The sequence below is a fragment of the Pseudomonas sp. JV449 genome, from assembly GCF_032424295.1.
Taxonomy (GTDB): Bacteria; Pseudomonadota; Gammaproteobacteria; order Pseudomonadales; family Pseudomonadaceae; genus Aquipseudomonas; species Aquipseudomonas marginalis.
In genome coordinates, this window is sequence record NZ_VYKD01000005.1 from 411,266 (window position 1) to 437,325 (window position 26,060).

General features: G+C 60.6%; 26 protein-coding genes. 8 read left to right on the forward strand and 18 right to left on the reverse strand.

Annotated elements, in window-relative coordinates; all coding sequences use genetic code 11:
• Positions 1-19: 19 nt before the first annotated feature.
• Together F6S08_RS07170 and F6S08_RS07175 are read right to left on the reverse strand one after the other, a co-directional pair.
• Entirely contained in the window at positions 20-1,132 is a 1,113-nt protein-coding gene (locus F6S08_RS07170; RefSeq protein ID WP_315871470.1) for a TIGR00730 family Rossman fold protein, read from the reverse strand.
• A 376-nt stretch (positions 1,133-1,508) separates the two neighbouring features.
• Positions 1,509-1,949 carry a PA3611 family quorum-sensing-regulated virulence factor gene (locus F6S08_RS07175; RefSeq protein ID WP_027604548.1) on the reverse strand — a complete coding sequence of 147 codons (441 nt, stop codon included), beginning with the start codon at positions 1,947-1,949 and terminating at the stop codon, positions 1,509-1,511.
• Positions 1,950-2,128: 179 nt separating this feature from the next.
• Between F6S08_RS07175 and F6S08_RS07180 the strand changes: the two genes are divergently transcribed.
• From F6S08_RS07180 to F6S08_RS07190, 3 genes are all read left to right on the forward strand, one after another.
• Complete coding sequence (locus tag F6S08_RS07180; protein ID WP_065926512.1) at positions 2,129-2,848, forward strand: tRNA-uridine aminocarboxypropyltransferase; 720 nt, start codon at positions 2,129-2,131, stop codon at positions 2,846-2,848.
• A gap of 252 nt (positions 2,849-3,100) precedes the next feature.
• Entirely contained in the window at positions 3,101-3,751 is a 651-nt protein-coding gene (erdR, locus tag F6S08_RS07185; protein ID WP_065926510.1) for a response regulator transcription factor ErdR, read from the forward strand.
• 75 nt (positions 3,752-3,826) lie between these two features.
• On the forward strand, positions 3,827-4,189 hold the full coding sequence (locus F6S08_RS07190; protein ID WP_065938722.1) for a diacylglycerol kinase: 363 nt from the start codon (positions 3,827-3,829) through the stop codon (positions 4,187-4,189).
• A 3-nt stretch (positions 4,190-4,192) separates the two neighbouring features.
• On the opposite strand, the gene F6S08_RS07195 is transcribed toward F6S08_RS07190, so the two are convergent.
• Complete coding sequence (locus F6S08_RS07195) at positions 4,193-5,119, reverse strand: LysR family transcriptional regulator (RefSeq protein ID WP_027604543.1); 927 nt, start codon at positions 5,117-5,119, stop codon at positions 4,193-4,195.
• A gap of 124 nt (positions 5,120-5,243) precedes the next feature.
• On the opposite strand from F6S08_RS07195, the gene fpr reads away from it, so the two are divergent.
• Entirely contained in the window at positions 5,244-6,023 is a 780-nt protein-coding gene (fpr, locus tag F6S08_RS07200) for a ferredoxin-NADP reductase (protein WP_003172178.1), read from the forward strand.
• 115 nt (positions 6,024-6,138) lie between these two features.
• Here the strand turns inward: fpr and tsaA are convergent, their stop codons facing one another.
• The 7 genes from tsaA to F6S08_RS07235 all read right to left on the reverse strand — a co-directional run bounded on the left by tsaA (position 6,139) and on the right by F6S08_RS07235 (position 10,871).
• Complete coding sequence (gene tsaA / locus F6S08_RS07205) at positions 6,139-6,834, reverse strand: tRNA (N6-threonylcarbamoyladenosine(37)-N6)-methyltransferase TrmO (protein ID WP_065926508.1); 696 nt, start codon at positions 6,832-6,834, stop codon at positions 6,139-6,141.
• Between the two features lie 70 nt (positions 6,835-6,904).
• Positions 6,905-7,366, reverse strand: a complete 462-nt coding sequence (locus tag F6S08_RS07210; protein WP_065926507.1) for a DUF1456 family protein — start codon at positions 7,364-7,366, stop codon at positions 6,905-6,907.
• 69 nt (positions 7,367-7,435) lie between these two features.
• Positions 7,436-8,146, reverse strand: coding sequence for an rRNA pseudouridine synthase (locus tag F6S08_RS07215; protein WP_027604539.1), 711 nt, complete (start codon positions 8,144-8,146; stop codon positions 7,436-7,438).
• A gap of 71 nt (positions 8,147-8,217) precedes the next feature.
• Positions 8,218-8,691, reverse strand: a complete 474-nt coding sequence (locus F6S08_RS07220; protein ID WP_065926506.1) for a GNAT family N-acetyltransferase — start codon at positions 8,689-8,691, stop codon at positions 8,218-8,220.
• A gap of 99 nt (positions 8,692-8,790) precedes the next feature.
• Entirely contained in the window at positions 8,791-10,131 is a 1,341-nt protein-coding gene (gene rimO / locus F6S08_RS07225; protein ID WP_065926505.1) for a 30S ribosomal protein S12 methylthiotransferase RimO, read from the reverse strand.
• A gap of 169 nt (positions 10,132-10,300) precedes the next feature.
• Positions 10,301-10,615 carry a type II toxin-antitoxin system YafQ family toxin gene (locus tag F6S08_RS07230; protein ID WP_281112309.1) on the reverse strand — a complete coding sequence of 105 codons (315 nt, stop codon included), beginning with the start codon at positions 10,613-10,615 and terminating at the stop codon, positions 10,301-10,303.
• Positions 10,581-10,871 carry a type II toxin-antitoxin system RelB/DinJ family antitoxin gene (locus F6S08_RS07235; RefSeq protein ID WP_315871471.1) on the reverse strand — a complete coding sequence of 97 codons (291 nt, stop codon included), beginning with the start codon at positions 10,869-10,871 and terminating at the stop codon, positions 10,581-10,583. Before F6S08_RS07235 ends, F6S08_RS07230 begins: the two co-directional genes overlap by 35 nt.
• 367 nt (positions 10,872-11,238) lie before the next feature.
• On the opposite strand from F6S08_RS07235, the gene F6S08_RS07240 reads away from it, so the two are divergent.
• The 3 genes from F6S08_RS07240 (at position 11,239) to F6S08_RS07250 (ending at position 14,939) form a co-directional block, all read left to right on the forward strand.
• Positions 11,239-13,140, forward strand: a complete 1,902-nt coding sequence (locus tag F6S08_RS07240) for a potassium transporter Kup (protein ID WP_027604535.1) — start codon at positions 11,239-11,241, stop codon at positions 13,138-13,140.
• Between the two features lie 236 nt (positions 13,141-13,376).
• Entirely contained in the window at positions 13,377-14,483 is a 1,107-nt protein-coding gene (locus tag F6S08_RS07245) for an NADH:flavin oxidoreductase/NADH oxidase (RefSeq protein ID WP_074844206.1), read from the forward strand.
• Positions 14,484-14,753: 270 nt separating this feature from the next.
• Positions 14,754-14,939 carry a hypothetical protein gene (locus F6S08_RS07250; RefSeq protein WP_315871472.1) on the forward strand — a complete coding sequence of 62 codons (186 nt, stop codon included), beginning with the start codon at positions 14,754-14,756 and terminating at the stop codon, positions 14,937-14,939.
• A gap of 47 nt (positions 14,940-14,986) precedes the next feature.
• Here F6S08_RS07250 and F6S08_RS07255 read toward each other — a convergent pair whose 3' ends face one another.
• The 8 genes from F6S08_RS07255 to F6S08_RS07295 form a co-directional block, all read right to left on the reverse strand.
• Positions 14,987-16,612 carry a glucan biosynthesis protein D gene (locus F6S08_RS07255; RefSeq protein ID WP_065948862.1) on the reverse strand — a complete coding sequence of 542 codons (1,626 nt, stop codon included), beginning with the start codon at positions 16,610-16,612 and terminating at the stop codon, positions 14,987-14,989.
• 361 nt (positions 16,613-16,973) lie between these two features.
• Positions 16,974-18,398, reverse strand: coding sequence for a gamma-aminobutyraldehyde dehydrogenase (locus tag F6S08_RS07265; protein WP_315871473.1), 1,425 nt, complete (start codon positions 18,396-18,398; stop codon positions 16,974-16,976).
• A gap of 86 nt (positions 18,399-18,484) precedes the next feature.
• A complete protein-coding gene (locus tag F6S08_RS07270; protein ID WP_025856826.1) occupies positions 18,485-19,294 on the reverse strand; it encodes an ABC transporter permease in 810 nt (269 codons plus the stop codon).
• Positions 19,284-20,213 carry an ABC transporter permease gene (locus F6S08_RS07275; RefSeq protein WP_027604529.1) on the reverse strand — a complete coding sequence of 310 codons (930 nt, stop codon included), beginning with the start codon at positions 20,211-20,213 and terminating at the stop codon, positions 19,284-19,286. Before F6S08_RS07275 ends, F6S08_RS07270 begins: the two co-directional genes overlap by 11 nt.
• A gap of 1 nt (position 20,214) precedes the next feature.
• Positions 20,215-21,249 carry an ABC transporter ATP-binding protein gene (locus F6S08_RS07280; RefSeq protein WP_065926497.1) on the reverse strand — a complete coding sequence of 345 codons (1,035 nt, stop codon included), beginning with the start codon at positions 21,247-21,249 and terminating at the stop codon, positions 20,215-20,217.
• Between the two features lie 182 nt (positions 21,250-21,431).
• The gene (gene ydcS / locus F6S08_RS07285; protein WP_065926496.1) at positions 21,432-22,583 is read right to left on the reverse strand and encodes a putative ABC transporter substrate-binding protein YdcS; all 1,152 of its coding nucleotides are present in this window, start codon (positions 22,581-22,583) and stop codon (positions 21,432-21,434) included.
• A 71-nt stretch (positions 22,584-22,654) separates the two neighbouring features.
• On the reverse strand, positions 22,655-24,112 hold the full coding sequence (locus tag F6S08_RS07290; RefSeq protein WP_178084534.1) for a gamma-aminobutyraldehyde dehydrogenase: 1,458 nt from the start codon (positions 24,110-24,112) through the stop codon (positions 22,655-22,657).
• A 132-nt stretch (positions 24,113-24,244) separates the two neighbouring features.
• Positions 24,245-25,156 (reverse strand): LysR family transcriptional regulator, encoded by a 912-nt coding sequence (locus F6S08_RS07295; protein WP_065926494.1) that lies wholly within the window; start codon positions 25,154-25,156, stop codon positions 24,245-24,247.
• A 168-nt stretch (positions 25,157-25,324) separates the two neighbouring features.
• On the opposite strand from F6S08_RS07295, the gene F6S08_RS07300 reads away from it, so the two are divergent.
• Positions 25,325-26,032: a tellurite resistance TerB family protein gene (locus F6S08_RS07300; RefSeq protein ID WP_315871474.1), complete on the forward strand. Its 708-nt coding sequence runs from the start codon at positions 25,325-25,327 to the stop codon at positions 26,030-26,032.
• The last annotated feature ends 28 nt before the right edge of the window (positions 26,033-26,060 follow it).

Sequence of the window (26,060 nt, forward strand, 5' to 3'; positions counted from 1 at the left end):
GATCCTGCGTTTCTGGATTTCACGCCGGCTGCGGCGCTACCCGCTGTTGCGTCTTCCCCTGAGCCTGCGCCCAGTTCTCCGGCAAGTTGATGTAATCCACCAGCTCCCGCAACCGGCCCTGGTCACGGCCATTGAAGTTGAACACCAACCGCGTCAAATGGCTGAACTTCGGCTCATCATGCTCCTCACCGGTATAGGCAAGCTGCTGGAATTCTCCGCTCAACCGCAGGCTGGCAAATTCACTCTGCAAATGAGCCAGCGCTCGATCGCTGAGCGGGTGATTCATGCGCACCACAAACTCACGTTTCAACCAGCGCGTGGAATGGAAGTTGGCATAGAACTGATTGATCTCTTCCACTGCCTCTTCAGCGCTGTACACCAGGCGTACCAGCTTGAGGTCGGTGGGCAGGATGTAGCGATTGGCTTCCAGCTGGGTACGGATAAAGTCCAGGGCGCCTTGCCAGAAACCGCCACCGGGCGCATCCAGCAACACTACCGGCACCAGCGGGCTTTTGCCGGTCTGGATCAGGGTCAATACTTCCAGGGCTTCATCCAGGGTGCCGAAACCACCCGGGCACAACACCAGCGCATCGGCTTCCTTGACGAAGAACAGCTTGCGGGTAAAGAAGAAGTGGAAGGACAGCAGGTTCTCGGTGCCATCGATGGTCGGGTTGGCATGCTGTTCAAACGGCAGGGTGATATTGAACCCCAGGCTGTGCTCCAGGCCTGCCCCTTCGTGGGCCGCCGCCATGATGCCGCCGCCACCACCGGTGATTACCATCAGGTCCGAACGGGCCAGTGCGGCACCCACCTCGCGGGCCAAGGCGTACAGTGGGCTTTCCACCGGGGTGCGTGCCGAGCCGAACACCGTAACCTTGCGGCGCCCCTTGAACTGTTCGAGTACGCGGAAGGCGTGGTCCAGTTCGCGAATGGCTTGCAAGGTGATCTTGGCGTTCCAGCGGTTGCGGTCGTCCTGGGCCATGCGCAGCACGGTCAGGATCATGTCGCGATACAGGGGGATATTCGGGCTGTTGGGGGCGATCTGCTGGAGCTGAGCTTCAACCTGTTGCGTAAGGTCGGCCCCGTTTTCTTCAAAATGCCGGAGCAGGCGGTCATTCGGTTCGTAAGGCATTCAACTTCTCCTTCTTCACAGAGGCTGGGCCAACGGCGAGAGATTCGTCCGGGGGCCACGACACTGCATGTGTCGCTGCATACCAAGGCATTGCACGTGTTCGCCAGGCAGCAAACGGGCTCTGTATGTTCCTTGTGATTTAAAAAACCTTTGCACTGCACTTCGCAGGAGGGCAACCCTCTTTTGCCCTGGAAATGTTACAGAACGGCGTGGAAGCCGTGATGAACGGGCGGTCGGGATGACTTGATCATGGGCCGAAAAACCCTTGGCTGGCAACCGCTTATTGGTCACTCAGCAGGGAGTTTAGCCGCCTGCAGGGAAATGAAGCAGGGGAGTGCGCGCTACTGGACAGCAGCGCGCGAAGGGCAAGCGAAGATTACTTTTTCTTCTTGGCGGCAGCCGGTGCCGGGCAATCCGCTTCCACGAATTTCACCGATGCCACAGGACGATTGGTCTTGTTCTCGGTGATTTCATAGCGCATCACTGCGCCCTTGGCCATCAGCTCGCGATAACCTTTGTTCAGGCACACGCTTTGCCCCAGCTGGAAGTACACCGCCTTGGGGTTGGCGCGCATCTGTTCGGCGCGATCAGGCAATACGCTGAGGTGATCAATCAGTTGCATGCCCTCAACGGTGTAGGCCACTTCCAGGGTTTTTTCGTCGATTTCCCGCGGCAGGTCCTTGTTGCTTTCAGTCGCGACGCTTTGCAGCTTCCGGTTCATTTGGGCCTCCAGCAGCGAGGCCGCCTGGGCGCCCACGGGCAGTACCAGCGCAAGTGCGATGGATGGGGCGGCAAGACGCAGCATGGAACGCAGCATGAAACTCTCCTGATTCGGTTACTGGTGCATAGACCAGCCACTGCGCTGTGCGTTCAGTGGCGCGCAATTATAGGTGACCCCTTGCCACTACAGCCAGGCGTATCGCTGGTAAACTGCGGTCACTTCAGCCTTCCACGAGTTTTCTCCGTGTCGATCTACCCCTCTGTACGGCGCATCCGATGAGCCATGCCGTCTCCCGCCTGCGCACACAGCGCCTAGCACGCGCGATCAAGCCCTTCGTCAATCGAGGCTCACGTGCCGAACGCTGCCCCGGCTGCCGGGTCATCCCCGAGTATTGCCTGTGCGCCTGGCGCCCCCAGGTCGCGGCCAGGTCCGCCATGTGCCTGCTGATGCACGATGTCGAACCGATGAAACCCAGCAACACCGGCTGGCTGATCGCCGACGTGGTCGAGGACACCACGGCATTCGCCTGGTCGCGTACCGAAGTCGACCCGGATTTGCTCACCCTGCTCGCTGACCCGCAGTGGCAGCCCTACATCGTGTTCCCCGGCGAATTCGTGGCGCCCGAGCGTGTCGTCAGTACCGTGACGGTGGCAGAAGGCAGGCGCCCGCTGTTCATCCTGCTGGATGGCACCTGGAGCGAAGCGCGCAAGATGTTCCGCAAGAGTCCCTATCTGGAGTATCTGCCGGTATTGAGCCTGGCGCCTGAGCAGCTTTCGCGCTACAAACTGCGCCGCTCCAAGCGTGATGACCATTTCTGCACCGCCGAAGTCGCCGCCCTGTGCCTGGAACTGGCCGATGACACCGCTGCCAGCGAAGTGCTGGACGCCTACCTCGACGTATTCAGCACCCATTACCTGGCCGCCAAGTTCCAGCTGCCATTGGACCCGACCGACAGCGTCCATACTCGTCTTGCACCCTATATAGCCACGCTATAGCCAGACGACGTTTGCATGATGGCACCGTAAACCTGCATGCCGCTAAAATGCCCATGGGCGTAGTGCTTGACCCCCCAGGCTGCGCTGGGCATGCTGAGCGCCGATTGGGGTGCAACCGTGAGTTTTCGACGTCGTTCCAAGTGCTTTTGACGTTGAACGTACCCTGTGGCGATGGCTGCCTGGCCGTCGCCTTGTGTATTGGTGAACCCCGAACCCATCGGGGCTGCCATAAAAAACAGGATCATTTAATCAATGGCCACATACGAAATCCTGATAGCCGATGACCACCCGCTGTTTCGCAGTGCGCTCCATCAGGCCGTGACCCTGGGCCTTGGCCCGGACGTGCGCCTGGTTGAAGTGGCCAGCATTGCCGAGCTGGAAGCCCGCCTTACCGAAAAATCCGATTGGGACCTGGTGCTGCTCGACCTGAACATGCCCGGCGCCTACGGTTTTTCGGGGCTGGTGCTCCTGCGTGGGCAATACCCGCAGATCCCCGTGGTGATGGTCTCTGCCCAGGAAGATGCCGACGTGGTGGTGCGTTCCAAGGAGTTTGGCGCCAGCGGCTTCATTCCAAAGTCCAGCGCGATGGAAGATATTCAGAAGGCCGTGCGCGCAGTGTTGGACGGTGATGTGTCCTGGCCGCCGCAAGCGTTTGAACACATCAACGTGTCCGACGAAGCCAAGGCCGCCCGTGATGGCTTGGCCAGCCTGACACCCCAGCAGTTTCGAGTGCTGACCATGGTCTGCGAAGGTTTGCTGAACAAGCAGATCGCCTATGAGCTGAGTGTGTCGGAAGCGACCATCAAGGCTCATGTCACGGCAATCTTTCGCAAATTGGGGGTGCGTACGCGGACCCAGGCGGCGCTGCTCTTGCAACAACTTGAGTCAATTGCTCAGCATTAAGTTGTTACCGATTCACGCTTTTTTGACTTTGCGTGATCTAGTTTCCCCACTCCTTTGGTTCAGTTGCCTACGTCTATGTCGCCTTTCAAGGGTCAAACCGGTCTCAAACGTATCTTCAATGCAGGGGGCTATTCCCTGGATGGCCTGCGCGCGGCTTTCACCGGTGAGGCGGCGTTCCGTCAACTGGTCTTGTTGAACGTCATCCTGATCCCGCTGAGTTTTTTCCTGCATGTCAGCCGTGTTGAGCGCGCGCTGCTGATTGCGGTGTGCCTGTTGGCCTTGATCGTTGAATTGCTCAATTCGGCGGTAGAAGCGGCGATCGACCGTATTTCCCTCGATCGCCACCCCTTGTCGAAAAACGCCAAGGACATGGGCAGCGCCGCGCAATTCGTGGCACTGACCATGATCACCCTGGTGTGGGCAGTGATTCTGATCTGACGATCAGGCAATGCTCGGCAGCACGATCTCGTCGCTGCGCTGAACCCCGGCAGTGAAGGCGCGGCACAGCTCCAGGAACTCCCGCATCGCGGAGGTCTGGTATTTCTGTTTATGCCAAATGAAGTAGAACTGCCGGGCCAGGTCCAGGTCCGGGGTTTCTACCGGCACCAGGCTGCCACGGCGAAATGCATCGCGCAGCGCCAGCCGAGAAATACACCCAATGCCCAAACCCGATTCCACCGCCCGTTTGATCGCCTCGGTGTGCTCCAGCTCCAGGCGGATATTCAGCGCGCTGCGGTGATGGCGCATGGCCTGGTCAAAGGTCAGGCGCGTGCCGGAGCCTTGTTCCCGCAGGATCCAGGCCTCATGGGTCAACTCTTCGAGGGTGGCCACGCCGCGTTTGGCCAAGTGGTGCTGAGGCGCGCAAAACACCACCAGCTCATCTTCCACCCAGGTTTGCACCTCGATATCCGGGTGGCTGCAGTCGCCTTCGATTAGACCCAGGTCAATTTCGTAGTGCGCAACCTGGTGCACGATATTGGCAGTGTTCTGCACATGCAGCTTCACCTGGCTTTCGGGGTGCTGCTGCATGAAGCTGCCGATCAGCAGGGTGGCCAGGTAATTGCCAATGGTCAGGGTAGCGCCGACCGCCAGGGAGCCGAAGCCGGACTTACCGTTGAGCAGGTCTTCGATCTCCTTGGCCTGGTCCAACAGCGCCACCGCTTGAGGCAACAGCTGATGGCCCAAGGCGTTGAGACTCAGGCGCTTGCCGGCACGGTCGAATAATTGGCAGCTGGATTGGCGCTCCAGCTCGGTAATCGAGGTGCTGGCGGCGGATTGAGATAAGGCCAGAAGGCCAGCAGCGCGGGAGACGCTTTCCTGCTGGGCGACGGCGACGAAGACTTGCAGTTGACGGAGAGTAAATCGCATATCGATATAACCGATAACCCTTATCTTAATAATCCAGTTAACAGATATTGTCGCCGCCATTAGAATGCTGTGCAATTGCGCACTTCATCTTTGGCGCAGACCCATTTCCAGGAGTCCCCCGTACATGAGCAACATGAACCACGAGCGTGTCCTCAGTGTTCATCACTGGAACGACACTCTGTTCAGCTTCAAGTGCACCCGCGATCCGGGCCTGCGCTTCGAGAACGGTCAGTTCGTGATGATCGGCCTGCAACAGCCCAACGGCCGCCCGCTCATGCGCGCTTACTCCATTGCCAGCCCGAACTGGGAAGAGCATCTGGAGTTCTTCAGCATCAAGGTGCCGGATGGCCCGCTGACTTCCCAATTGCAGCACTTGAAGGAAGGCGACGAGATCATCATCAGCAAAAAACCGACAGGCACCCTGGTGCTTGACGATTTGAAGCCGGGCAAACACCTCTACCTGCTCAGCACCGGTACTGGCCTTGCTCCGTTCATGAGCGTGATCCAGGACCCGGAAACCTACGAGCGCTTTGAAAAAGTGATCCTGTGCCACGGCGTGCGCTACGTCAACGAAGTCGCTTACCGCGAATTCATCACCGAGCACCTGCCGCAGAACGAATTCTTCGGCGAGGCCCTGCGTGAGAAGCTGATCTACTACCCGACCGTGACCCGCGAGCCGTTCGAAAACGAAGGCCGCCTGACCGACCTGATGCGCAGCGGCAAGCTGTTCAGCGACATCGGCCTGCCACCGATCAACCCCGAGGACGACCGCGCCATGTTGTGCGGCAGCCCAAGCATGTTGGACGAGACCAGCGAAGTGCTGAACAGCTTCGGCCTGAAAGTTTCGCCACGCATGCGTGAGCCGGGTGATTACTTGATCGAGCGCGCGTTCGTCGAGAAATAACTGCGGTAAAAAATGTGGGAGGGGGCTTGCTCCGATGGCGATGGGTCAGTCGATATACACGTTGACTGATCCACCACCATCGGGAGCAAGCCCCCTCCCACATTGGGTTTCCGGTTTATCCCGCTGGCACCACTTCCAACACACAAATCATCCCGGCCTCTGGATAGTGCCAGCGCACATCCACATCCCAGAACTGCGCCCCGTATTCGCGTTCAGGCCCTGGCGTCTGGTATGCCGGCCGTGGATCCTGTGCCAGACACTGGTCGATCAACTCCACCAACGGTTCCCCAAGGCGCTGGGCGTGGCCTTGTGCCTGCTGCAGTGCGCTCTTCAGCCACTGCACGGGAATCAGCTGCGGCGCACCACTGGCGATGCTGTTGGTGGCTGTGTCGATGATGTCGGCGTAGGGCACATACGGCTTGATATCCAATACCGGGGTGCCATCGAGCAAATCGATCCCGGAGATCCACAGCCGGCCTGGCTCCACCTTGTCCAGCTTGACCACTGACTGGCCAATCCCGTTGGGCCGATGAGTCGCGCGGGTCGCAAACACGCCCATGGACGTGTTGCCGCCCAGGCGGGGCGGGCGCACTTTCAGGCGGGGCTTGTCCTCCAGGGCCTGGTGGAACAGAAACAACAGCCACACATGGCTGACCTGCTCCAGGCCCTGTACCGCCTCGCCCTGGTCGAACGGCGCCACCAACTCCAGCACGCCCCGCGCGGCAGGCGCCAGTTGCGGTTGGCGCGGAATGGCGAACTTCTCCTTGAAGCAGGAGCGTACGAAACCGACGGGCGAGACCTGGTAGGCCATTACTGGAGCCTCAAGTTGCAAGCCGCAAGCCACAAGCTTTTAACTTGCAGCTTGAAGCTTATGGCTGTTCTTAAGCTCTGACGCGCAGCGTCAGGCCCTTGAGGAAGTTACGCAGCAACTGGTCGCCACAGGTGCGGTAGTTGGTGTGGCCGAACTTGCGGAACAGCGCGCTCAGCTCAGGCTTGGACACCGGGAATTCGGCAGCCTTGAGGATGGCGTGCATGTCGTCCTCCTTCAGTTCGAAGGCCACACGCAGTTTCTTGAGGATGATGTTGTTGGTCACCGGGGTTTCGATCGGCTGCGGCGGACGGCTTTCGTCCTTGCCGCGCTTGAAGATCACCAGGCCATCGAGGAAGTGGGCCATGACCTCATCCGGACAGAACACAAAGCCTTCTTCCTCGTCTTTCTTGAGGTAGGTCAGCAGGTCTTCCTTGGTCACGTCCATGCCGCCGAGCTTGATAAGCTCGACCATCTTGTTGTCGCTGATGTCGAGCATGTAGCGCACGCTGCGCAGTACGTCGTTGTGAATCATGGTGGGCAATCCTGGTTTTCAACGGTGGGCGCCGCCGGGTGGGGCGGAGCCTGGAAAGGGGGAGGCTGTTTAGAACTTTTCTTTGCCGGACAGATAACGCCATTGGCCAACCGGCACTTTGCCGATGGACACGCCGCCGATGCGAATGCGGCGGATAGCGACGACTTTCAGGCCAACGGCTTCGCAGAACAGGGCGATCACGCCTGGTTGCGGGTTTTTCATCGCAAATCGCAGGCGATTTTCGTTCTGCCAGCTGGCTTTTACGGCTGGCAGCTCTTTGCCTTTGTAGGTCAGGCCGTGGTTCAGGCGGTTGAGGCCGTGGGCAACCATGTCGCCTTCAACCTCCACCACGTATTCCTGCTCGATCTTGGCGGCATCGGCGGTCAACTTGCGCAGGATCTTCCAGTCCTGGGTAAACACCAGCAGGCCGCTGGCCTTGGCCTGCAGGTCGGCGCTGGCGGTCAGGCGCAGGAAGTGGCCCTTGAGCGGACGCTTGCTGAAGCGGTGTTCCTCCGAGAGGGTTTCGGCGCTGATCGAGGCCATTGCCGTCTCGGCATCGACACCAACCGGGGCGTGGAACAGGATGGTCACCGGCTCTGGCGCAGTGGCCTTGGCCTCCGGGTCCAGTTCGACCTTCTGGGTGGTGATCTTGAATTGCGGCTCGTCGATCACTTCACCGTCCACCGAGACCCAGCCGCCTTCGATAAACAGCTCAGCCTCCCGACGGGAGCAACCGACCAGTTCGATAAGGCGTTTGGAGAGGCGTATGGGGTCAGTCATGACAAGGGCCGTAACAAAAGGGGGCGGCTATTGTACCTGTGTGGGCGCGGTTAATCCCGGCCCCATTTCATTTAGCCCTGACGGGCGTTTTGTTGTTGCTGGCGCAGGCGCAGGTGCAGCAACGGATAGGGCTGGCCCAGGCCGTCATGCTCGGTGCGTCCGACCACTTCGAAACCCTGCTTGAAATAGAACCCCAAGGCTTGGGGATTCTGCTCGTTAACGTCGAGTTCGTCGGCGTTCATGCGCTCGATTGCATAACGCAGCAACTGCCGGCCGAGGCCTTGCCCGCGGTATTGCGGGTCGATAAACAGCATCTCCACCTTACCGCACGCCACCCCGGCAAACCCGGTAATACGCTGGCGTGCGTCTTTGGTGCAGATCAGCATCACCGAATCCAGGTAGCGGGTCAGCAGCAGGTTTTTCAGCAATATGATGTAACTGTCCGGCAAAAAATCATGGGTGGCCCGCACCGAGGCCTCCCAGATGCGCGCCAACTCCGCGTAGTCGCTGGCTTTAGGTGTGTGGATAACCGAATGCTGACGCATGCCCGCTGCCCCTTGCGATGATTGGCGCTGATGGGCAAAAGATAGACCTAAAAAAGCCCCGCATCTTGTCCAGAAGCAGGGCTTTTCAAGTTTTTTCGATCAGTCGCGCTTTTCAGCCCACAGATCGTACTCATCAGCGTCAGTCACGGTGCACCAGACCTTGTCACCCGGCTTCAAGCCGCTGGCATCGTCGATAAACACGTTACCGTCGATTTCCGGTGCATCGAAGAAGCAACGACCGACTGCGCCTTGCTCGTCGACTTCGTCGATCAGTACTTCGATTTCCTTGCCGATACGCAGTTGCAGGCGCGCCGAGCTGATTGCCTGTTGGTGCGCCATGAAGCGCTCCCAACGGTCCTGCTTGACGTCATCCGGGACCACGGCCAGGTCCAGCAGGTTGGCCGGGGCACCTTCCACGGGCGAGTACTGGAAGCAACCCACACGGTCCAGTTGCGCGTCGGTCAGCCAGTCCAGCAGGTACTGGAAGTCTTCTTCGGTTTCGCCGGGGAAGCCGACGATGAAGGTCGAACGGATGATCAGCTCGGGGCAGATCTCGCGCCAGTTCTTGATGCGCGCCAGGGTCTTGTCTTCGAAGGCTGGGCGTTTCATGGCCTTGAGCACTTTCGGGCTGGCGTGCTGGAACGGGATGTCCAGGTACGGCAGGATCTTGCCGGCGGCCATCAACGGGATCAGCTCGTCCACGTGCGGGTACGGGTAGACGTAGTGCAGGCGCACCCACACGCCCAGGCTGCTGAGGGCTTCGCAGAGTTCGGTCATGCGGGTTTTCACCGGCGCGCCGTTCCAGAAGCCTGTGCGGTATTTCACGTCGACGCCGTAGGCGCTGGTGTCCTGGGAGATCACCAGCAGCTCCTTGACGCCGGACTTGACCAGGCGCTGGGCCTCGTCGAGTACGTCACCCACCGGACGGCTGACCAGCTTGCCGCGCATCGACGGGATGATGCAGAAGCTGCAGCTGTGGTTGCAGCCTTCGGAAATCTTCAGGTACGCATAGTGACGCGGGGTCAGCTTGATGCCTTGGGGCGGTACCAGGTCGATCAGCGGGTTGTGATCCTGGCGCGGCGGCACTACGTCGTGCACGGCATTGACCACTTGCTCGTACTGCTGCGGGCCGGTCACGGCCAGTACGCTGGGGTGCACGTTGCGGATATTGCCTTCTTCCACACCCATGCAGCCGGTCACGATGACCTTGCCGTTTTCCTTGATGGCTTCGCCGATCACTTCCAGGGACTCTGCCTTGGCCGAGTCGATAAAGCCGCAGGTGTTGACCACCACCACATCGGCGTCCTGGTAAGTGGACACCACGTCATAGCCTTCCATGCGCAGTTGCGTGAGGATGCGTTCGGAATCGACCAGAGCCTTCGGGCAACCCAGGGAAACAAAGCCAACCTTGGGGTTGGCTTTTGCGATGGTGGTGGACATGTCTAACCTCGGTATTGAATGACGCCGCCAGTCGGGCACGACAGGGCTGCGGACGGGCGCTTGCCGCGCCTCTGATCAAAAAGTGCGCAATTCTAGCGACGGGCAACGCACTTGACCAGCTTTATGCAGGGAAATGCGACGAGTGCTGCGTCATTCGATTCGCCAATCACTACGCGAACAATTCCGCGTGACTCCCCAAGTCCACAAAGGTGATCAGGTCAGCCCGCGATTGTTCATAAATCATCAGAAAATCACCGCCGATATGGCACTCTCTGAAACCGTCCCAATTCCCGGTAAGCGCATGGTCTCGATACTCGGCGGGTAGTTGTTCGCCTAAAAAAAGCATCACCATCACCACCCGGACCTCATTCATATCCCGACGCCCGGCACGCTTGTAGCGTTCCCAGGACTTTTTAAACTCAGGCGTCTGCGCGCATTGTTTTGGCAGGTCAGCGCGCTTTTGTTTCTTCTCCTGTTTCGCCATCAGTGTCCCTTAGCATGTCGTCGATCGAGTCAAACTGGCGACGTATCGCATGCGCTTGTGCCATGGCACGAGCGGTCTTCTGCGAAGGAACCCGCACCTCAAACGGTATTCCCTGTGTTGTCACGACCTGGCGGAGGAAAAGACGCATGGCGTCACTGAGGCTAAGCCCACAGGCATTGAGCACAGCAGTGGCACGCTCCTTCAAATCCTCATCGACGCGGCATCGCACGTCAGTAGTCTTCAGTAATGCAGGCATATCATGACTCCCTCTCAAAGTTGTAGCTACGTTGTAGCTACAGCCAGAGTATGAGACAGCCCTTCAAATTTGATCAAACGCTTTTTGTTCCCAGCACGCCGCTATGCAACCCATGCGTCGGAAATCGCGAAGTCCGTAAAAAGCGAAAAACCTAGCGTTGGAACTAAATGACGTCAATGCAGGCAAAAAGACTCCAGCTTTATGCAGGGAAATACGACGACTGCTGCGCTATGCTTCGCGCCGTTGCGCACGGGGAAACCCCTTGGGTCAATAAAACGTCTGTTACGAGAAGTAAAACAGCGCATGCTAGGGTCAGCTTAGACGCGCTGTTTATAAGAGACCTCAGGTCAAAGGGCAGGAGTGGTTGATGGGTCAGGCAAGTAGTCAGGCAGCAGGTGCCGAGCATTCCAACGCAAAGCCGATCGGCATGCTGGTGGCAGCGGTCGGGGTGGTTTACGGCGATATCGGTACCAGCCCGCTCTATACCCTCAAAGAGGTGTTCAACGGCGGTTATGGGGTGCAGGTCAACCATGACGGTGTGCTGGGGATCCTGGCGCTGATCTTCTGGTCGTTGATCTGGGTGGTGTCGATCAAGTACATGCTGTTCGTGCTGCGCGCCGATAACCAGGGCGAAGGCGGCATCATGGCCCTGACCGCGTTGGCGCGAAGGGCGGCGGGGGAGCGCAAGAAGTTGCGCAGTTTCCTCGTGGTGTGCGGCCTGTGCGGTGCGGCGTTGTTCTATGGCGACAGCATGATCACCCCGGCGATTTCGGTGCTGTCGGCCATTGAAGGCCTGGAGCTGGCGTTCGACGGCCTGGAAAAATGGGTGGTGCCGATCGCCCTGGTGGTGCTGGTGGCGCTGTTCCTGATCCAGAAGCACGGTACCGACCGCATCGGCAAGCTGTTCGGGCCGGTGATGGTGACCTGGTTCCTGGTGCTGGGTGGCCTCGGTGTGTATGGCATTACCCTGCACCCTGAAGTGCTCAATGCCCTGAACCCGATGTGGGGCGTGCGTTTCTTCGAGGCCCACCCTGGCATTGGCGTGGCGATCCTCGGTGCGGTAGTGCTGGCGTTGACCGGTGCCGAGGCGCTGTATGCCGACATGGGCCACTTCGGCCGCAAACCCATCGCCCGCGCCTGGTTCATCCTGGTGTTGCCGGCGTTGGTGCTCAATTATTTCGGCCAGGGCGCCATGCTGCTGGGCGACCCGGAAGCCGCACGCAACCCGTTCTACCTGCTGGCGCCAAGTTGGGCGCTGATCCCGCTGGTGGTGTTGTCCACCCTGGCCACGGTGATTGCGTCCCAGGCGGTGATTTCCGGTGCGTTTTCGTTGACGCGCCAGGCGATCCAGTTGGGTTATATCCCGCGTATGCATATCCAGCACACCTCAAGCGCCGAACAGGGCCAGATCTATATCGGTGCGGTGAACTGGTCGCTGATGGTCGGCGTGATCCTGCTGGTGCTGGGTTTCGAGTCCTCCAACGCACTGGCGTCGGCCTACGGCGTGGCGGTGACGGGGACCATGCTGATGACCACCATCCTGGTGTCGGCAGTCATGCTGTTGCTGTGGAAATGGCCACCGATTCTGGCCGTACCGGTCCTGGTCTGCTGCCTGTTGGTGGACGGGCTGTACTTCGCGGCCAACGTGCCGAAGATCATCCAGGGTGGCGCCTTCCCGGTATTGGCGGGGATTGTGCTGTTCGTGCTGATGACCACCTGGAAGCGCGGCAAGCAATTGCTGGTGGACCGCCTCGACGAAGGTGGCCTGCCGTTGCCGATCTTCATCAGCAGCATCCGCGTGCAGCCGCCGCATCGCGTGCAGGGCACGGCGGTGTTCCTTACCGCGCGCCCGGACGCCGTGCCCCATGCGCTGTTGCACAACCTGTTGCATAACCAGGTGCTGCATGAACAGGTGGTGTTGCTGACAGTGGTCTACGAAGACATCCCGCGTGTCCCGGCCTCACGGCGCTTCGAGGTGGATTCCTACGGCGAAGGGTTCTTTCGCGTGATCCTGCACTTCGGCTTTACCGATGAGCCGGATGTCCCCGAAGCCTTGAAGCTGTGCCATTTGGACGGCCTGGATTTCAGTCCGATGCGCACCACGTACTTCCTCAGCCGTGAAACCGTCATCGCCTCCCGCATCAAGGGCATGGCCCGTTGGCGCGAAGCGTTGTTTGCATTCATGCTCAAGAACGCCAACGGCAACCTGCGGTTCTTCAAGCTCCCGGTCAACCGAGTGATCGAATTGGGCACCCAGGTCGAAATGTAAGCCTGCGCGGTACGGGAGCCGGCAATCGGCTCCCGCTTTACGTCTGAACCCTGTGCAATCCACGGTTGTCGACTAGGCTCTAAGCACTGTTGTGTAGGAGCGGGGGGGACGCCTAGTCCTTGCCCGCGAAAAACGTCACGGTAACGCGTTAATCCTGGATAAATGCGGCGCCTATGAGGCCTTCGCGAGCTAGCTCGTTCCTACAAAAGTGCCCAAAAGCCAAGAAGAGGTGCGCCATGAGTCAGCTGCTCGAACCCTATACCCTGCGTCAATTGACCCTGCTCAACCGCATCGCCGTGTCGCCGATGTGTCAGTACTCAAGTGTCGATGGCCTGGCCAACGACTGGCACCTCGTCCACCTCGGCAGCCGCGCGGTCGGTGGCGCCGGGCTGATATTCACCGAAGCTACCGCCGTAACCGCCGATGGTCGCATCACGGCCGAAGACCTGGGCCTGTGGAACGACGAACAGATCGAACCCCTGCGGCGCATCACACGGTTTATCGCCGCCCAGGGCGCGGTGGCGGGCATCCAGCTGGCCCATGCCGGGCGCAAGGCCAGCACCCACCGCCCATGGATCGGCAAGCACGGCAGCGTCAAGCCGCAAGACGGTGGCTGGGTGCCGGTGGGACCGTCGCCGATTGCCTTTGACCCGCAGCACACCCAACCCAAGCCTTTGGATGAGGCGCAGATCCAGCAAGTGATCGCCGACTTTGTCGCCGCCGCCAGGCGCGCCCTGACCGCCGGTTTTGAAGTGGTGGAAATCCATGCCGCCCATGGTTACCTGCTGCATCAATTCCTCTCGCCCATCAGCAACCAGCGTCAGGACCAGTACGGCGGCTCCTTCGAGAACCGTATCCGCCTGGTGCTGCAAGTGACCCAGGCGGTGCGCGAAGCCTGGCCCCAGGAGCTGCCGCTGTTCGTGCGGGTGTCGGCCACCGACTGGGTGGAAGACGGCTGGAACCCTGATGAAACCGTGGAGCTCGCGCGCCGTCTCAAAGACCTGGGCGTGGACCTGATCGACGTGTCTTCCGGCGGCACTGCCGCCAACGCCGAAATCCCCACCGGCCCCGGTTACCAGACGCGCTTTGCCGAGCGTGTACGCAAGGAATCGGGCATCGCCACCGGCACCGTCGGCATGATCACCGAGCCGGCCCAGGCCGAACACATCCTGCGTACCTGCCAGGCCGACATCATCTTCCTGGCGCGTGAACTGCTGCGTGACCCTTACTGGCCGTTGCATGCCGATGATGATCTGGGTGGGCGCAAGGCCATTTGGCCGGCTCAGTACCAACGAGCGACCCATCGGGACCAACCGATTCATGAGTCTGACTTGAGGGATTGATCCTGCGTCGGCGCCCTCGAAACCCACCTTGAACCGGTGGGTTTTTTTTGCCCGCTGCTGTGGGATGGGGTTGTAGGTATTTGTTACCGAAGTGATTTTTTAAGTGAATGCTCTAAAAAAATCCCACACGTAACGAGATTGTTTCTACGCTTAGGGTACGACTGATTTCTGGCCCAGGGAGTCAGTCTGTTTGTACAGAGAGGCATTGCGCTCCCCGGGAAACGGTTTGTGGGCACAGGAGTTTTTGATCGATATCAGGAGAAACAGTCCATGGCCAAGTCCTATGGTGTAGCGGGTGCGGTGGTGTCTTTTTTTACCCGCAGGGTGTCCTTGCGTGGCAGCAGGTTGAGTTCGGACGAAGCCGAATTACTGGCGCAGTATCGCGCCCTGACCGAAAGCGATCAGGTGGCGATGCGGTATCTGATTGGAGCGATGAAGAGTGTGTCGCGGTTCTGATGCTGTGCGCGAGGATCGTTCCCACGCGAGCGTGGGAACGATCTGGATCAGGTGTACTTGCGCTGCTCCGGTGCCGGCGGGAAGTACTGATACAACCAGGTTTCACTCAGGGTGCGGTCCTGGGTGCGAATAAACAGCCGCAGTTCCACCGGCTCCACGCTGTCGCTGGTCGGGTACCAGTCGAACAGGATGCGATAGCCCTTGATGTTGTCGAGCACCAGCACGCTGAAGTCTTTCACTTCGCCGTGGGAGCAGGTCACCACCGGCTCGATCCCGGTGCCGGCCGGCAAACGGTCCAGGCCGCCGCCCTTGAAGTCCACGGCAAAGCGGCGCGCCCACACTGGCGGGTAGTGCTCGCCCGGTGCCCAACCTTCGGTAAAACCGCCCATGCCGGAACGGGTCGCGTCGACTTGCGCCAGCGGCGTGCTGACCGGGGGCAGGGCGCTCCAGTACAGCTTGTAGCCATAGTTGAGTGAGTCGCCGGCCGCCACCGGCTTTTTCGGGGTCCAGAAGGCCACGATGTTGTCCAGGGTCTCACCGGTGGTGGGGATTTCCAACAGGTCGATCGAGCCTTCGCCCCAGGCGGTGGTCGGTTCGACCCACAGGCTTGGACGCTTGCTGTACCAGTCGACGGTGTCCTGGTAGCTGGCGAACTCATGGTCGGTCTGCACCAGGCCGAAACCTTTCGGGTCGGTGTCGGCGAACGCATTGAACTGCAGCTTGGCCGGGTTATTCAACGGGCGGCAAATCCACTCGCCATTACCCCGCCACATCGCCAGGCGGTCCGAATCGTGGATCTGTGGGTGGATGGTGTCGCACATGCGGCGTTCGTGGGTGCCGCAACTGAACATGCTGGTCATGGCGGCGATGCCCAACTGTTCGATGGCGGTACGTGCGTTGATATGGGCGTCGATGGCCATCACCACTTGGTTGGCCTGGCAGTCGATATCGAAGCGATAGGCGCCGGTGGCGCTCGGCGAGTCGAGCAGGGCGTAGACCACAAAGCGGGTCGCGTTCTTGTCCGGGGTCTCGAACCAGAACTGCGTGAAGTCGGGGAACTCCTCGCGTTTCTTCGCGTAGGTATCAATCGCCAGTCCGCGTGCGGAAAGGCCGTACTGGCCGGTGGAATCCACCGCGCGGAAGTAGCTGGCGCCGAGAAACGACAGCACGTCATGGCGATCCAGTTCCGGCGCCTTGAACAACTTGAAGCCGGAGAAACCCAGGTCGCCGGTCAGCTGTTTAGTGTCGACGGTGGTTTTTTCATAATTGAACAGTGAGGGGCGGAAATGCACTTCCCGGGCTTCACGGGTCTTGGGGTCGACGCTGTGCATGCGCACCGGCGTCTTGAAGCCCATGCCTACGTGGAAGAACTGCACGTCGAGTTGGCCGTTCAATTCCTTCCACAGCGAATGGTTGCCGTCGTAGCCGATGGCGTTGAAATTCTGCGGGGTCATGGTCGCCAGGGTGGGCGGCAGCACCTGTTTGGTGTCTTTATACGCGGTTCCGGCGAGTTGTTTGGCTTGGGCCTTGAGCGTTTCAAAATCGAACGCCACGGCCTTGCCATCGGCGGCACGGTTCCCGGCCCAGGCCTGCGCGGCAAGCAGGCCGCTGGCCGATAAACCGGTGTAGGCCGCAATGGCCATGGAGGCTTTGAGCAAATTCCTGCGGTGCATAGAGACAACCTGTCGTGAGCAAATCCCGCGCCGTTCCTGGCACGTGCTGGATCAGAAATTACGGTTCGGACATGCCTTCGGCCAAACACAACGGACATTAAACAGACGCCGGATAGCTTAAGCGGTTCGATGACGTAGGAAAATTGATTGATGGCGGGGTGATTGCATTGCAAATGCGACAAGACATTTCCGACGCTGTGAGCGAACACATTACCCACGAATTATGAAGATCCAAATGTAGGAGCGAGCTTGCTCGCGAAGAACGTCAACGATAACGCGGACATTCTGACTAACCGCGGTGCGCTTGCGTTCTTCGCGAGCAAGCTCGCTCCTACAATAAAGCGTTACGGCACTTGGGCGATCAGTGCTTGAACATCACATGCCGAACCGTGGTGTAGTCCTCCAAGCCATACATGGACATATCCTTGCCATACCCCGACAGTTTCTGACCGCCGTGAGGCATTTCGCTGACGAGCATGAAATGGGTGTTTACCCAGGTGCAGCCGTACTGCAAACGCGCGGCCAGGCGGTGGGCGCGTCCTACGTCGGCGGTCCATACCGATGACGCCAACCCGTAGTCCGAATCATTGGCCCAGCCCAGTACCTGCGCCTCATCGGTGAATTTGGTTACCGACACCACCGGCCCGAACACCTCGCGGCGCACGATTTCATCGTCCTGTTGCGCATCGGCGAGCACGGTCGGCTCAAAGAAGAAACCATTGCCTTCCACCGCCTTGCCACCGGTGACCAGGCGGATATGCGGCTGCGCCACGGCGCGTTCGACAAACCCGGCAACCCGGTCGCGGTGTTGCGCGGTGATCAACGGGCCCAGCTCAGTGGCCGGGTCATCCTGCAAGCCGTATTTGATGCTGGCGACCGCCGCGCCGAGCTTCTCCACAAAGGCGTCGTAGATGTCCGCCTGCGCATAAATCCGGCACGCTGCGGTGCAGTCCTGGCCGGCATTGTAGAAGCCAAAGGTACGAATGCCTTCCACCGCTGCATCGATATCCGCATCGTTGAAGATGATCACAGGCGCCTTGCCGCCCAGCTCCATATGCATGCGCTTCACGCTGTCGGCGGTGCTGGAGATGATATTCGCACCGGTGGCGATGGAACCGGTCAGCGACACCATGCGCACTTTCGGGTGGTTCACCAGCGGACTGCCCACGGTAGGCCCACGGCCGAACACCAGGTTGAGTACTCCGGCCGGGAAAATCTCCGACGCCAACTCGACCATCCGCAACGCGGTCAGCGGGGTTTGCTCCGACGGCTTGAGCACCACGGTATTGCCCGCGGCCAGGGCCGGTGCGATTTTCCAGGCGACCATCATCAGTGGGTAGTTCCACGGCGCGATGGACGCGATCACGCCCACCGGGTCGCGACGGATCATCGAGGTGTGGCCGGGCAAGTATTCACCGCCGGCCGAACCGCTCATGCAACGGCTGGCGCCAGCGAAGAAGCGGAACACGTCGGCAATCGCCGGGATCTCGTCGTTCAGCGCGGCGCTGTAGGGCTTGCCGCAGTTGTCCGATTCCAGCTTGGCCAGTTCTTCGCCGTGGGCTTCGATCACGTCGGCCAGTTTCAGCAGCAACAGCGAGCGATCCTTGGGCGCGGTTTGCGACCAGCCTTCGAAGGCCGCATCGGCGGCGCGCACGGCGGCGTCGACCTGGGCTTCGCTGGCTTCTTTGATTTCCACCAGCACGCGGCCCAATGCCGGGTTGAACGCCGCTAGCGCCGGGCCTTCGCCTTCGACGAGGTGGCCGTTGATCAAGAGTTTGGTTTGCATGGTTCAGTCCTCCAAAAAGCGATCGTTATGTCACTGAATAAACCGGCTCTGAATGTGGGAGAGGGCTCGGTGTCTTCAATAAAAAATTATTTACCACCACTCCCGGCCACGCTTTCACCGCCGCGGGTCAGGTAATAGGCGCCCAGGATCGGGAACATCGTCACCAGCATCACCAGCATCGCGACCACATTGGTCACCGGCACATCCCGTGGCCGGCTCAATTGGTTGAGCAACCACAGCGGCAACGTACGCTCGTGGCCGGCGGTGAAAGTGGTGACGATGATTTCGTCGAACGACAGCGCAAACGCCAGCATGCCGCCGGCCAGCAGCGCCGAGCCGAGGTTGGGCATGATGATGTAGCGGAAGGTCTGCCAGCCGTCGGCGCCCAGGTCCATCGAGGCTTCGATCAGGCTGTGGGACGTACGGCGCAGGCGGGCAATGACGTTGTTGTAGACGATCACCACGCAGAACGTCGCGTGGCCGACGATGATGGTGAACATCCCCGGCTCGATGCCTAATGTCTTGAACGTCGCCAGCAGTGCAATACCGGTGATGATCCCCGGCAGCGCAATCGGCAGGATCAACATCAGCGACACACCTTGCTTGCCAAAGAACTCGCGGCGATACAGCGCCGCCGAGGCCAGGGTGCCCAGCACCATGGCAATCAGGGTGGCGATGGCGGCGATCTGCAACGACAGCTTGATCGCTTCCAGCACATCCGGCCGGGCGAAGGCCACGCTGAACCACTTCAGGGTAAAGCCCTGGGGCGGAAAGCTGAACGCGGCTTCCTCGGTGTTGAAGGCGTAGAGGAAGATGATCAGGATCGGGAAGTGCAGGAATACCAACCCGCCCCAGGCTGCGATCTTCAAGCCTAATGATGATTTCTCAGAGTGCATCGAAGGCCCCCAGGCGTTTGACGATGGACAGGTAAACCGCGATCAGCACGATCGGTACCAGGGTGAACGCCGCCGCCATGGGCATATTGCCGATGGCGCCTTGCTGGGCGTAGACCATGCCGCCGACGAAGTAACCCGGCGGACCCACCAGTTGCGGCACGATGAAATCGCCCAGGGTCAGCGAAAACGTGAAGATCGAACCGGCGGCAATCCCCGGCACCGACAGTGGCAGGATCACCTGCATGAAGGTCTGGCGCGGCTTGGCGCCGAGGTCGGCGGAGGCTTGCAGCAGCGACGGCGGCAAGCGCTCCAGGGACGCCTGGATCGGCAGGATCATAAAGGGCAGCCAGATATAGACGAACACCATGAAACGCCCCAGGTGCGAGGTGCTCAAGGTGCTGCCGCCCACGCCGGGAATGCCCAGCACGAACTGCAATACCGGTTCCAGGCCCAGGTGCTGCACGAACCACTGCGCCACTCCACCTTTGGCCAGCAGCAACGTCCAGGCATACGCCTTGACGATGTAGCTGGCCCACATCGGCATCATCACCGCGATATAGAAGAAAGCCTTGGTCTTGCCCGTGGTGTAGCGCGCCATGTAGTAGGCGATCGGGAAGGCGACGATGGCGCTGGCGATCGACACCACGATCGCCATGCCCAGGGTGCGCAGGATGATGTCGAAGTTCGAAGGCTGGAACAGCGCGGCGAAGTTGGCCAGGGTCAGGTCCGGGGTGACCGCCATGGTGAAGTCGTCAAAGGTATAGAAGCCTTGCCATAGCAGGGTCAGCAACGAACCCAGGTAGATCGCGCCGAACCAGATCAGCGGCGGAACCAGCAGCATCGCCAGGTACAGGTTGGGCTTACGGTACAGCAGGTTGGAAAACCTGCGCATCGGCGGTTGGGAAAGGGCCAGGCTCATGTCACACCTCGCCTGCGCGGTCAGTCAGCGGCGTCATGGCTTCTCGCGCCCAGCGGGCGGTGATGGACTGGCCGACCTGATGGCCGCTGCTGATGTCCAGCCACTGGTTGTTGGCCTGGCTGATGTTCAGCGCCTGGCCGTTTTCCAGTTTCAGTTCATAGCGGGTGGCGCTGCCCTGGTACTGGATGTCGTGCAGCAGGCCGCTGATTTCCACTTCGCCGGCGCCCAGCGGGCCCTCGGCAAACCGTACGTGTTCCGGGCGAATCGAAAACGGCTGCGCACTGCCGCTGAGGCGCTGGGCCAACTCGCCGCGAATCACGTTGGAGGTGCCGACGAACTCGGCGACGAACGCGGTGGCCGGTTTCATATACAGGTTGCGCGGGGTGTCGACCTGTTCGATACGGCCCTTGTTGAACACCGCCACACGGTCGGACATCGACAGCGCTTCGGTCTGGTCGTGGGTGACGAAGATAAAGGTGATGCCGAGCTGGCGTTGCAGCTTCTTCAGCTCGCTTTGCATCTGTTCGCGCAGCTTGAGGTCGAGGGCGCCCAGGGGTTCATCGAGCAGCAACACGCGGGGGCGATTGACCAGGGCACGGGCCAAGGCCACTCGTTGGCGTTGGCCGCCGGAGAGCTGTACCGGCTTGCGCTCGCCGTAGCCACCGAGGGCGACCATCCCCAAGGCTTCTTCGGCGCGGTTGAGGCGTTCGGTCTTGCCCACGCCTTTGACCTTGAGGCCATAGGCGACGTTGTCGCGCACGTTCATATGGGGGAACAGTGCGTAATCCTGGAATACCGTGTTTACGTCACGCTGATACGGCGGCAAGCCAGCGGCTTCCTCGCCATGAATGCGGATCGAGCCTGCGCTCGGTTGCTCGAAACCGGCGATCAGGCGCAGGCAGGTGGTCTTGCCCGAGCCGGATGGGCCGAGCATGGAAAAGAACTCGCCGTCCTGGATATCGATGGAAACCCGGTCAACGGCCTTCACTTCGCCGAACTGACGGGAAACGTGGGTGAATTGGACTGCAAGCGTCATGGTGCGGTGCTCCAAAAAGGCGCGTTTTGGATAAAAATAAAATCGTAGGAGGTGCTCAGAAATCGCAGCCTCGTTTCACTCGACAGCTCCTACCAACGGTGTAGGAGCAGTAAAGATCCGTAGCAGCTGCCGAGGCACGAGGCTGCGTTGGGCCGCGAAGCGGCCCCTGAGGGTCAGATGGCTTAGCGCCCGCCCATGATCGCGATGTAGTCCTGGGTCCAGCGGCTGTACGGCACGAACTTGCCGCCCTCGGCCTGCGGGGTTTTCCAGAAGGCGATCTTGTCGAACTGGTCGAAGCCGTTGGTCTTGCAACCCTCGGCGCCGAGCAGTTCGCTTTCCTTGCAGGCTGCGGGCACCGCCGGCAGCGAGCCGAACCAGGCGGCGACATCGCCCTGGACTTTCGGCTGCAGCGACCAGTCCATCCACTTGTAGGCGCAATTCGGGTGCTTGGCCTCGCTGTGCAACATGGTGGTGTCGGCCCAGCCGGTGGCGCCTTCCTTGGGAATGGTCGAAGCAATCGGCTGCTTCTCGTTCTGCAGGCCGTTGACCTGATACGGCCAGGCGCTGGAGGCCACCACGCCTTCGTTCTTGAAGTCGCTCATTTGCACGGTGGTGTCATGCCAGTAGCGGTGGATCAACGGCTGCTGCGCGCGCAACAGGTCGAGCACGGCCTTGTACTGGGTTTCGGTCAGTTCATAGGGGCTCTGGATCCCCAGTTCCGGCTGGGTGCTCTTGAGGTACAGCGCCGCATCGGCGATGTAGATCGGACCGTCATAGGCCTGCACGCGACCTTTGTTCGGCTTGCCGTCCGGCAGGTTCTGCGCATCGAACAGCACATTCCAGCTGGTGGGCGCGGTCTTGAACACGGTGGTGTTGTACATCAGCACGTTCGGCCCCCACTGGTACGGGGTGCCGTAGGTCTGCTGGCCCACCACGTACCACGGCGCATCCTTGAGGCGCGGGTCGATGTTCTTCCAGTTGGGGATCAACGCCGTGTTGATTGGTTGCACACGCTTGCCAACGATCAACCGCAGCGACGCATCCCCGGACGCGGTGACCAGGTCATAACCGCCCTTGGCCATCAAACTGACCATTTCGTCAGAGGTGGCGGCGGTTTTCACGTTGACCTTGCAGCCGGTTTCCTTCTCGAAACCTGTGACCCAGTCGTAGGCCTTGTCGCTTTCGCCACGTTCGATATAGCCGGGCCAGGCGACGATATCCAACTGGCCTTCACCAGCGCCCACCGCCTTGAGCGGTTCGGCGGCCTGGATACTGACGCTGGCCAGCAGCGCGGTGGTCAAGGCACTGAGCAGTGCGGTCTTATGCGCAGACATGGGGGTTCCCTCTTCTTTAATTATGGTCGGGGCAGTGTGTGAAGCCGTGACGCATGAGCTTAGTTGTTGTTTTAAAGATGCTGGCCGTGGCGGGCCATGATGTGGCGCACCACGCTGTAGTCCTGTAGCGAATCGCTGGACAGATCTTTCCCATACCCCGAGCGCTTCAAGCCGCCGTGGGGCATTTCGCTGACCAGCATGAAATGGCTGTTGATCCAGGTGCAGCCGTATTGCAGGCGCGCGGCGACCTGCATGGCCTTGTCCAGGTTCTGGGTCCAGACGGAGGAGGCCAGGCCGTATTCGGAATCGTTGGCCCAGTCCACCGCCTGTTCCAGTTCGTCGAAGCGGGTCACGGTGACCACCGGGCCGAACACTTCGCGCTGGACGATTTCATCGTTCTGCTTGCAACCGGCGAGCAGCGTCGGCTGGTAATAGAAGCCGGCCCCGGAATGCACGGCCGCGCCGGTGACCCGCTCGATATGCGGCTGGCCCAGGGCGCGCTCGACAAAGCTGGCCACGCGGTCGCGCTGGCGTGTGCTGATCAGCGGGCCGAGTTCATTATCGGCATCGCGCTTGCCGGCGAAGCGCAGGCTGCTGACGGCTGCGCCCAGCTCGGCGACCAATTTGTCGTGGATGCCCGCCTGGGCATAGATGCGGCACGCCGCGGTGCAGTCCTGGCCGGCGTTGTAGTAACCGTAGGCACGTACGCCTTCGACCACGGCTTGCAGATCGGCGTCGTTGCACACGATCACCGGCGCCTTGCCGCCCAATTCCAGGTGTGTGCGTTTGAGGGTCTTGGAGGCAGCCTGCAGGATTTTCTGGCCGGTGACGATGTCGCCGGTCAGCGAGACCATGCGCACCTTGGGGTGGCTGACCAAATGGCTGCCGACGCCTTCACCGCCACCGCACAGAATGTTGATGACCCCGCGTGGTAACACGTCCTTCAGGACCGGGGCCAATGCGAGGATCGACAGCGGCGTGTGTTCCGACGGCTTGAACACCAAGGTATTACCGGCCGCCAGCGCCGGGGCGATCTTCCACGCGGCCATCATCAGCGGGTAGTTCCACGGCGCAATCGAGGCCACCACGCCAATCGGATCGCGGCGCACCATGCTGGTGTAGCCCGGCAGGTATTCGCCGCTGAGCTGGCCGGTCTGGCAGCGTACGGCGCCGGCGAAGAAGCGGAACACATCGATGGTGGCGCTCAAGTCGTCCTGGCGCGCCAGGTGCAACGGCTTGCCGCAGTTAAGCGATTCCAGGCGGGCCAGATAGTCGGCGTGTTTCTCGATGGCGTCCGCGATGCCCAGCAGGATGTTGGAGCGTTGTTGCGGCGTGGTCCGCGACCAGCCGGCAAAAGCGCGGTGTGCGGCGAGGATCGCACTTTCGACCTGCTCGGTGCTGGCTTCGGCGATCTGGGTGAGCACTTCGCTGGTGGCCGGGTTGAGGATCGGCTCGGCAACGCCCTGGCCCTGGACCAGTTCGCCGTCGATCAGCAACGCAGTGAGCAGCGGGGTTGGCGCGCCGGACATTTTTCGTGATCTCTTTTCTTGTGTGGTCATGGGCGTTCTCTTACAAGGCGCATGACCCTCTCCTATGAATAAACAGAGACTAGAGGCCAGGCGTGAGGACAACAAATACTAAATACTGAATGCAGCATTCGATTAAATAGATGGCTTGCGCGGGTGTGGTTGTTCCCGCGCAACGGTGAGGAACGGATCCACCAAGGCCGGTCGCGCGGTGCCTCGACGCCAGGCCAGGCCGACGTCCAGGGTCTGGCTGAGGTCGGCAATCGGCCGCGCTTCAATAATGTCGCCCTCCAGGGACCAGGGGCGGTAGGTCATGTCCGGTTGGATCGACACGCCCAGGCCCGCGGCCACCAGGCTGCGCACGGCCTCGGTGGAGGCGGTGCGCAGGGTCACGCGCGGTTGCAGGCCGGCAGCTGCCCACAGGCGCTGGGCGTTATGCCCCATTTCGTCGACGTTAAGCTGAATCAACGGCTCGCTTGCCACGTCGGCGAGGTTGATGCTGTCGTGCTCCAGCAGCGGATGTTGCGCCGGTAGCCACAGGCGGTGGGGCGAGTGGGTGAGGACTTCGGTCTGCAGGGCGTGGCGGTCTTCCAGGTTGGAGAGGATCAGCACGCCCACATCGATCTCGCCGCTGACCAGCAAATGCTCGATATACGGGCGTTCGTCTTCCATCACGCGGATCTCCACGTTGGGGTAGGCGCGCTGGAAGCGGGTGAGCAAATCCGCCAGGTAGTAGCCGGCGACCAGGCTGGTCACGCCGATGATCAACTGCCCGGCGACCTGGTCGGTGCTCTGTTGCAGGCTGCGCTTGGCATTGTCGACGGTGGCGAGGATCAAGTGCGCCTGGCGCAGGAACTGATGGCCCTGGTGCGTGAGGGTCATGCCCTTGGCGTGGCGGTTGAACAGGGTGACGCCGATTTCCTGCTCCAGTTGCTGGATCGCCAGGGTCAGGGTGGACTGGGAAATGAACGCGGTCTGCGCGGCGGCGGAGATCGAACCGGTCTCGGCCACGGCGATAAAATGCCGGATTTGACGCAAGGTCATCATGCTGGAATTACCAGTGGGGTGTTTTTATAGATTTATCCGAGTGTATATCGATTTAAGCGAAGGGCAGCGGCGTTACATCTGGAAGCACTCTAGATCGCGGCTTTTTGGCACTTAGTTTTACGCTGAGGGCCTATTGGTCCTATGAACCCTAGTGTCTGGAGGCTACGAATGAATACCCGTGGATTGCTCGATCAGTTGCTCAAGTCCGGCCAGGATATGTTGCAGAACAAAACCGGCGGCCAGCGCAAGCAGGACGATAAAGGCGCCCTCGGCGGGCTGCTCGGCGGCGGCGGTCTCGGCAGCCTGCTCGGCGGTGCGGGCGGTGGCGCCCTGGCGGCGGGAGCCATGGGCCTGTTGCTGGGCAACAAGAAGGCGCGCAAGTTTGGCGGCAAGGCCCTGACCTATGGCGGGCTGGCCGCGTTGGGCGTGATTGCCTACAAAGCCTACGGCAACTGGCAGGCCAAGCAGGTCAACGCGCCTCAGGGCGAACCGCAAACCATCGACCGCCTGCCACCGGCCCAGGTCGAGCAGCACAGCCAGGGGATCCTCAAGGCATTGGTCGCCGCCGCCAAGGCCGACGGCCATGTGGATGAGCGTGAACGCGCACTGATCGAAGGTGAATTCACCAAGCTGGACAACGACCGCGAACTGCAAAGCTGGCTGCACGCCGAATTGAACAAGCCGCTGGACCCGGCCGACGTCGCCCGCGCCGCCGGCACCCCGGAAATGGCTGCCGAGATGTACATCGCCAGCGTGATGCTGGTGGACGAGGAGAACTTTATGGAAAAGGCGTATCTGGACGAATTGGCCCGCCAACTCAAGCTCGAGCCGGGCTTGAAGCTGGAACTGGAAAAGCAGGTACGGCTTAACCAATAACCGACGAGTGTACGCAATGTGGGAGGGG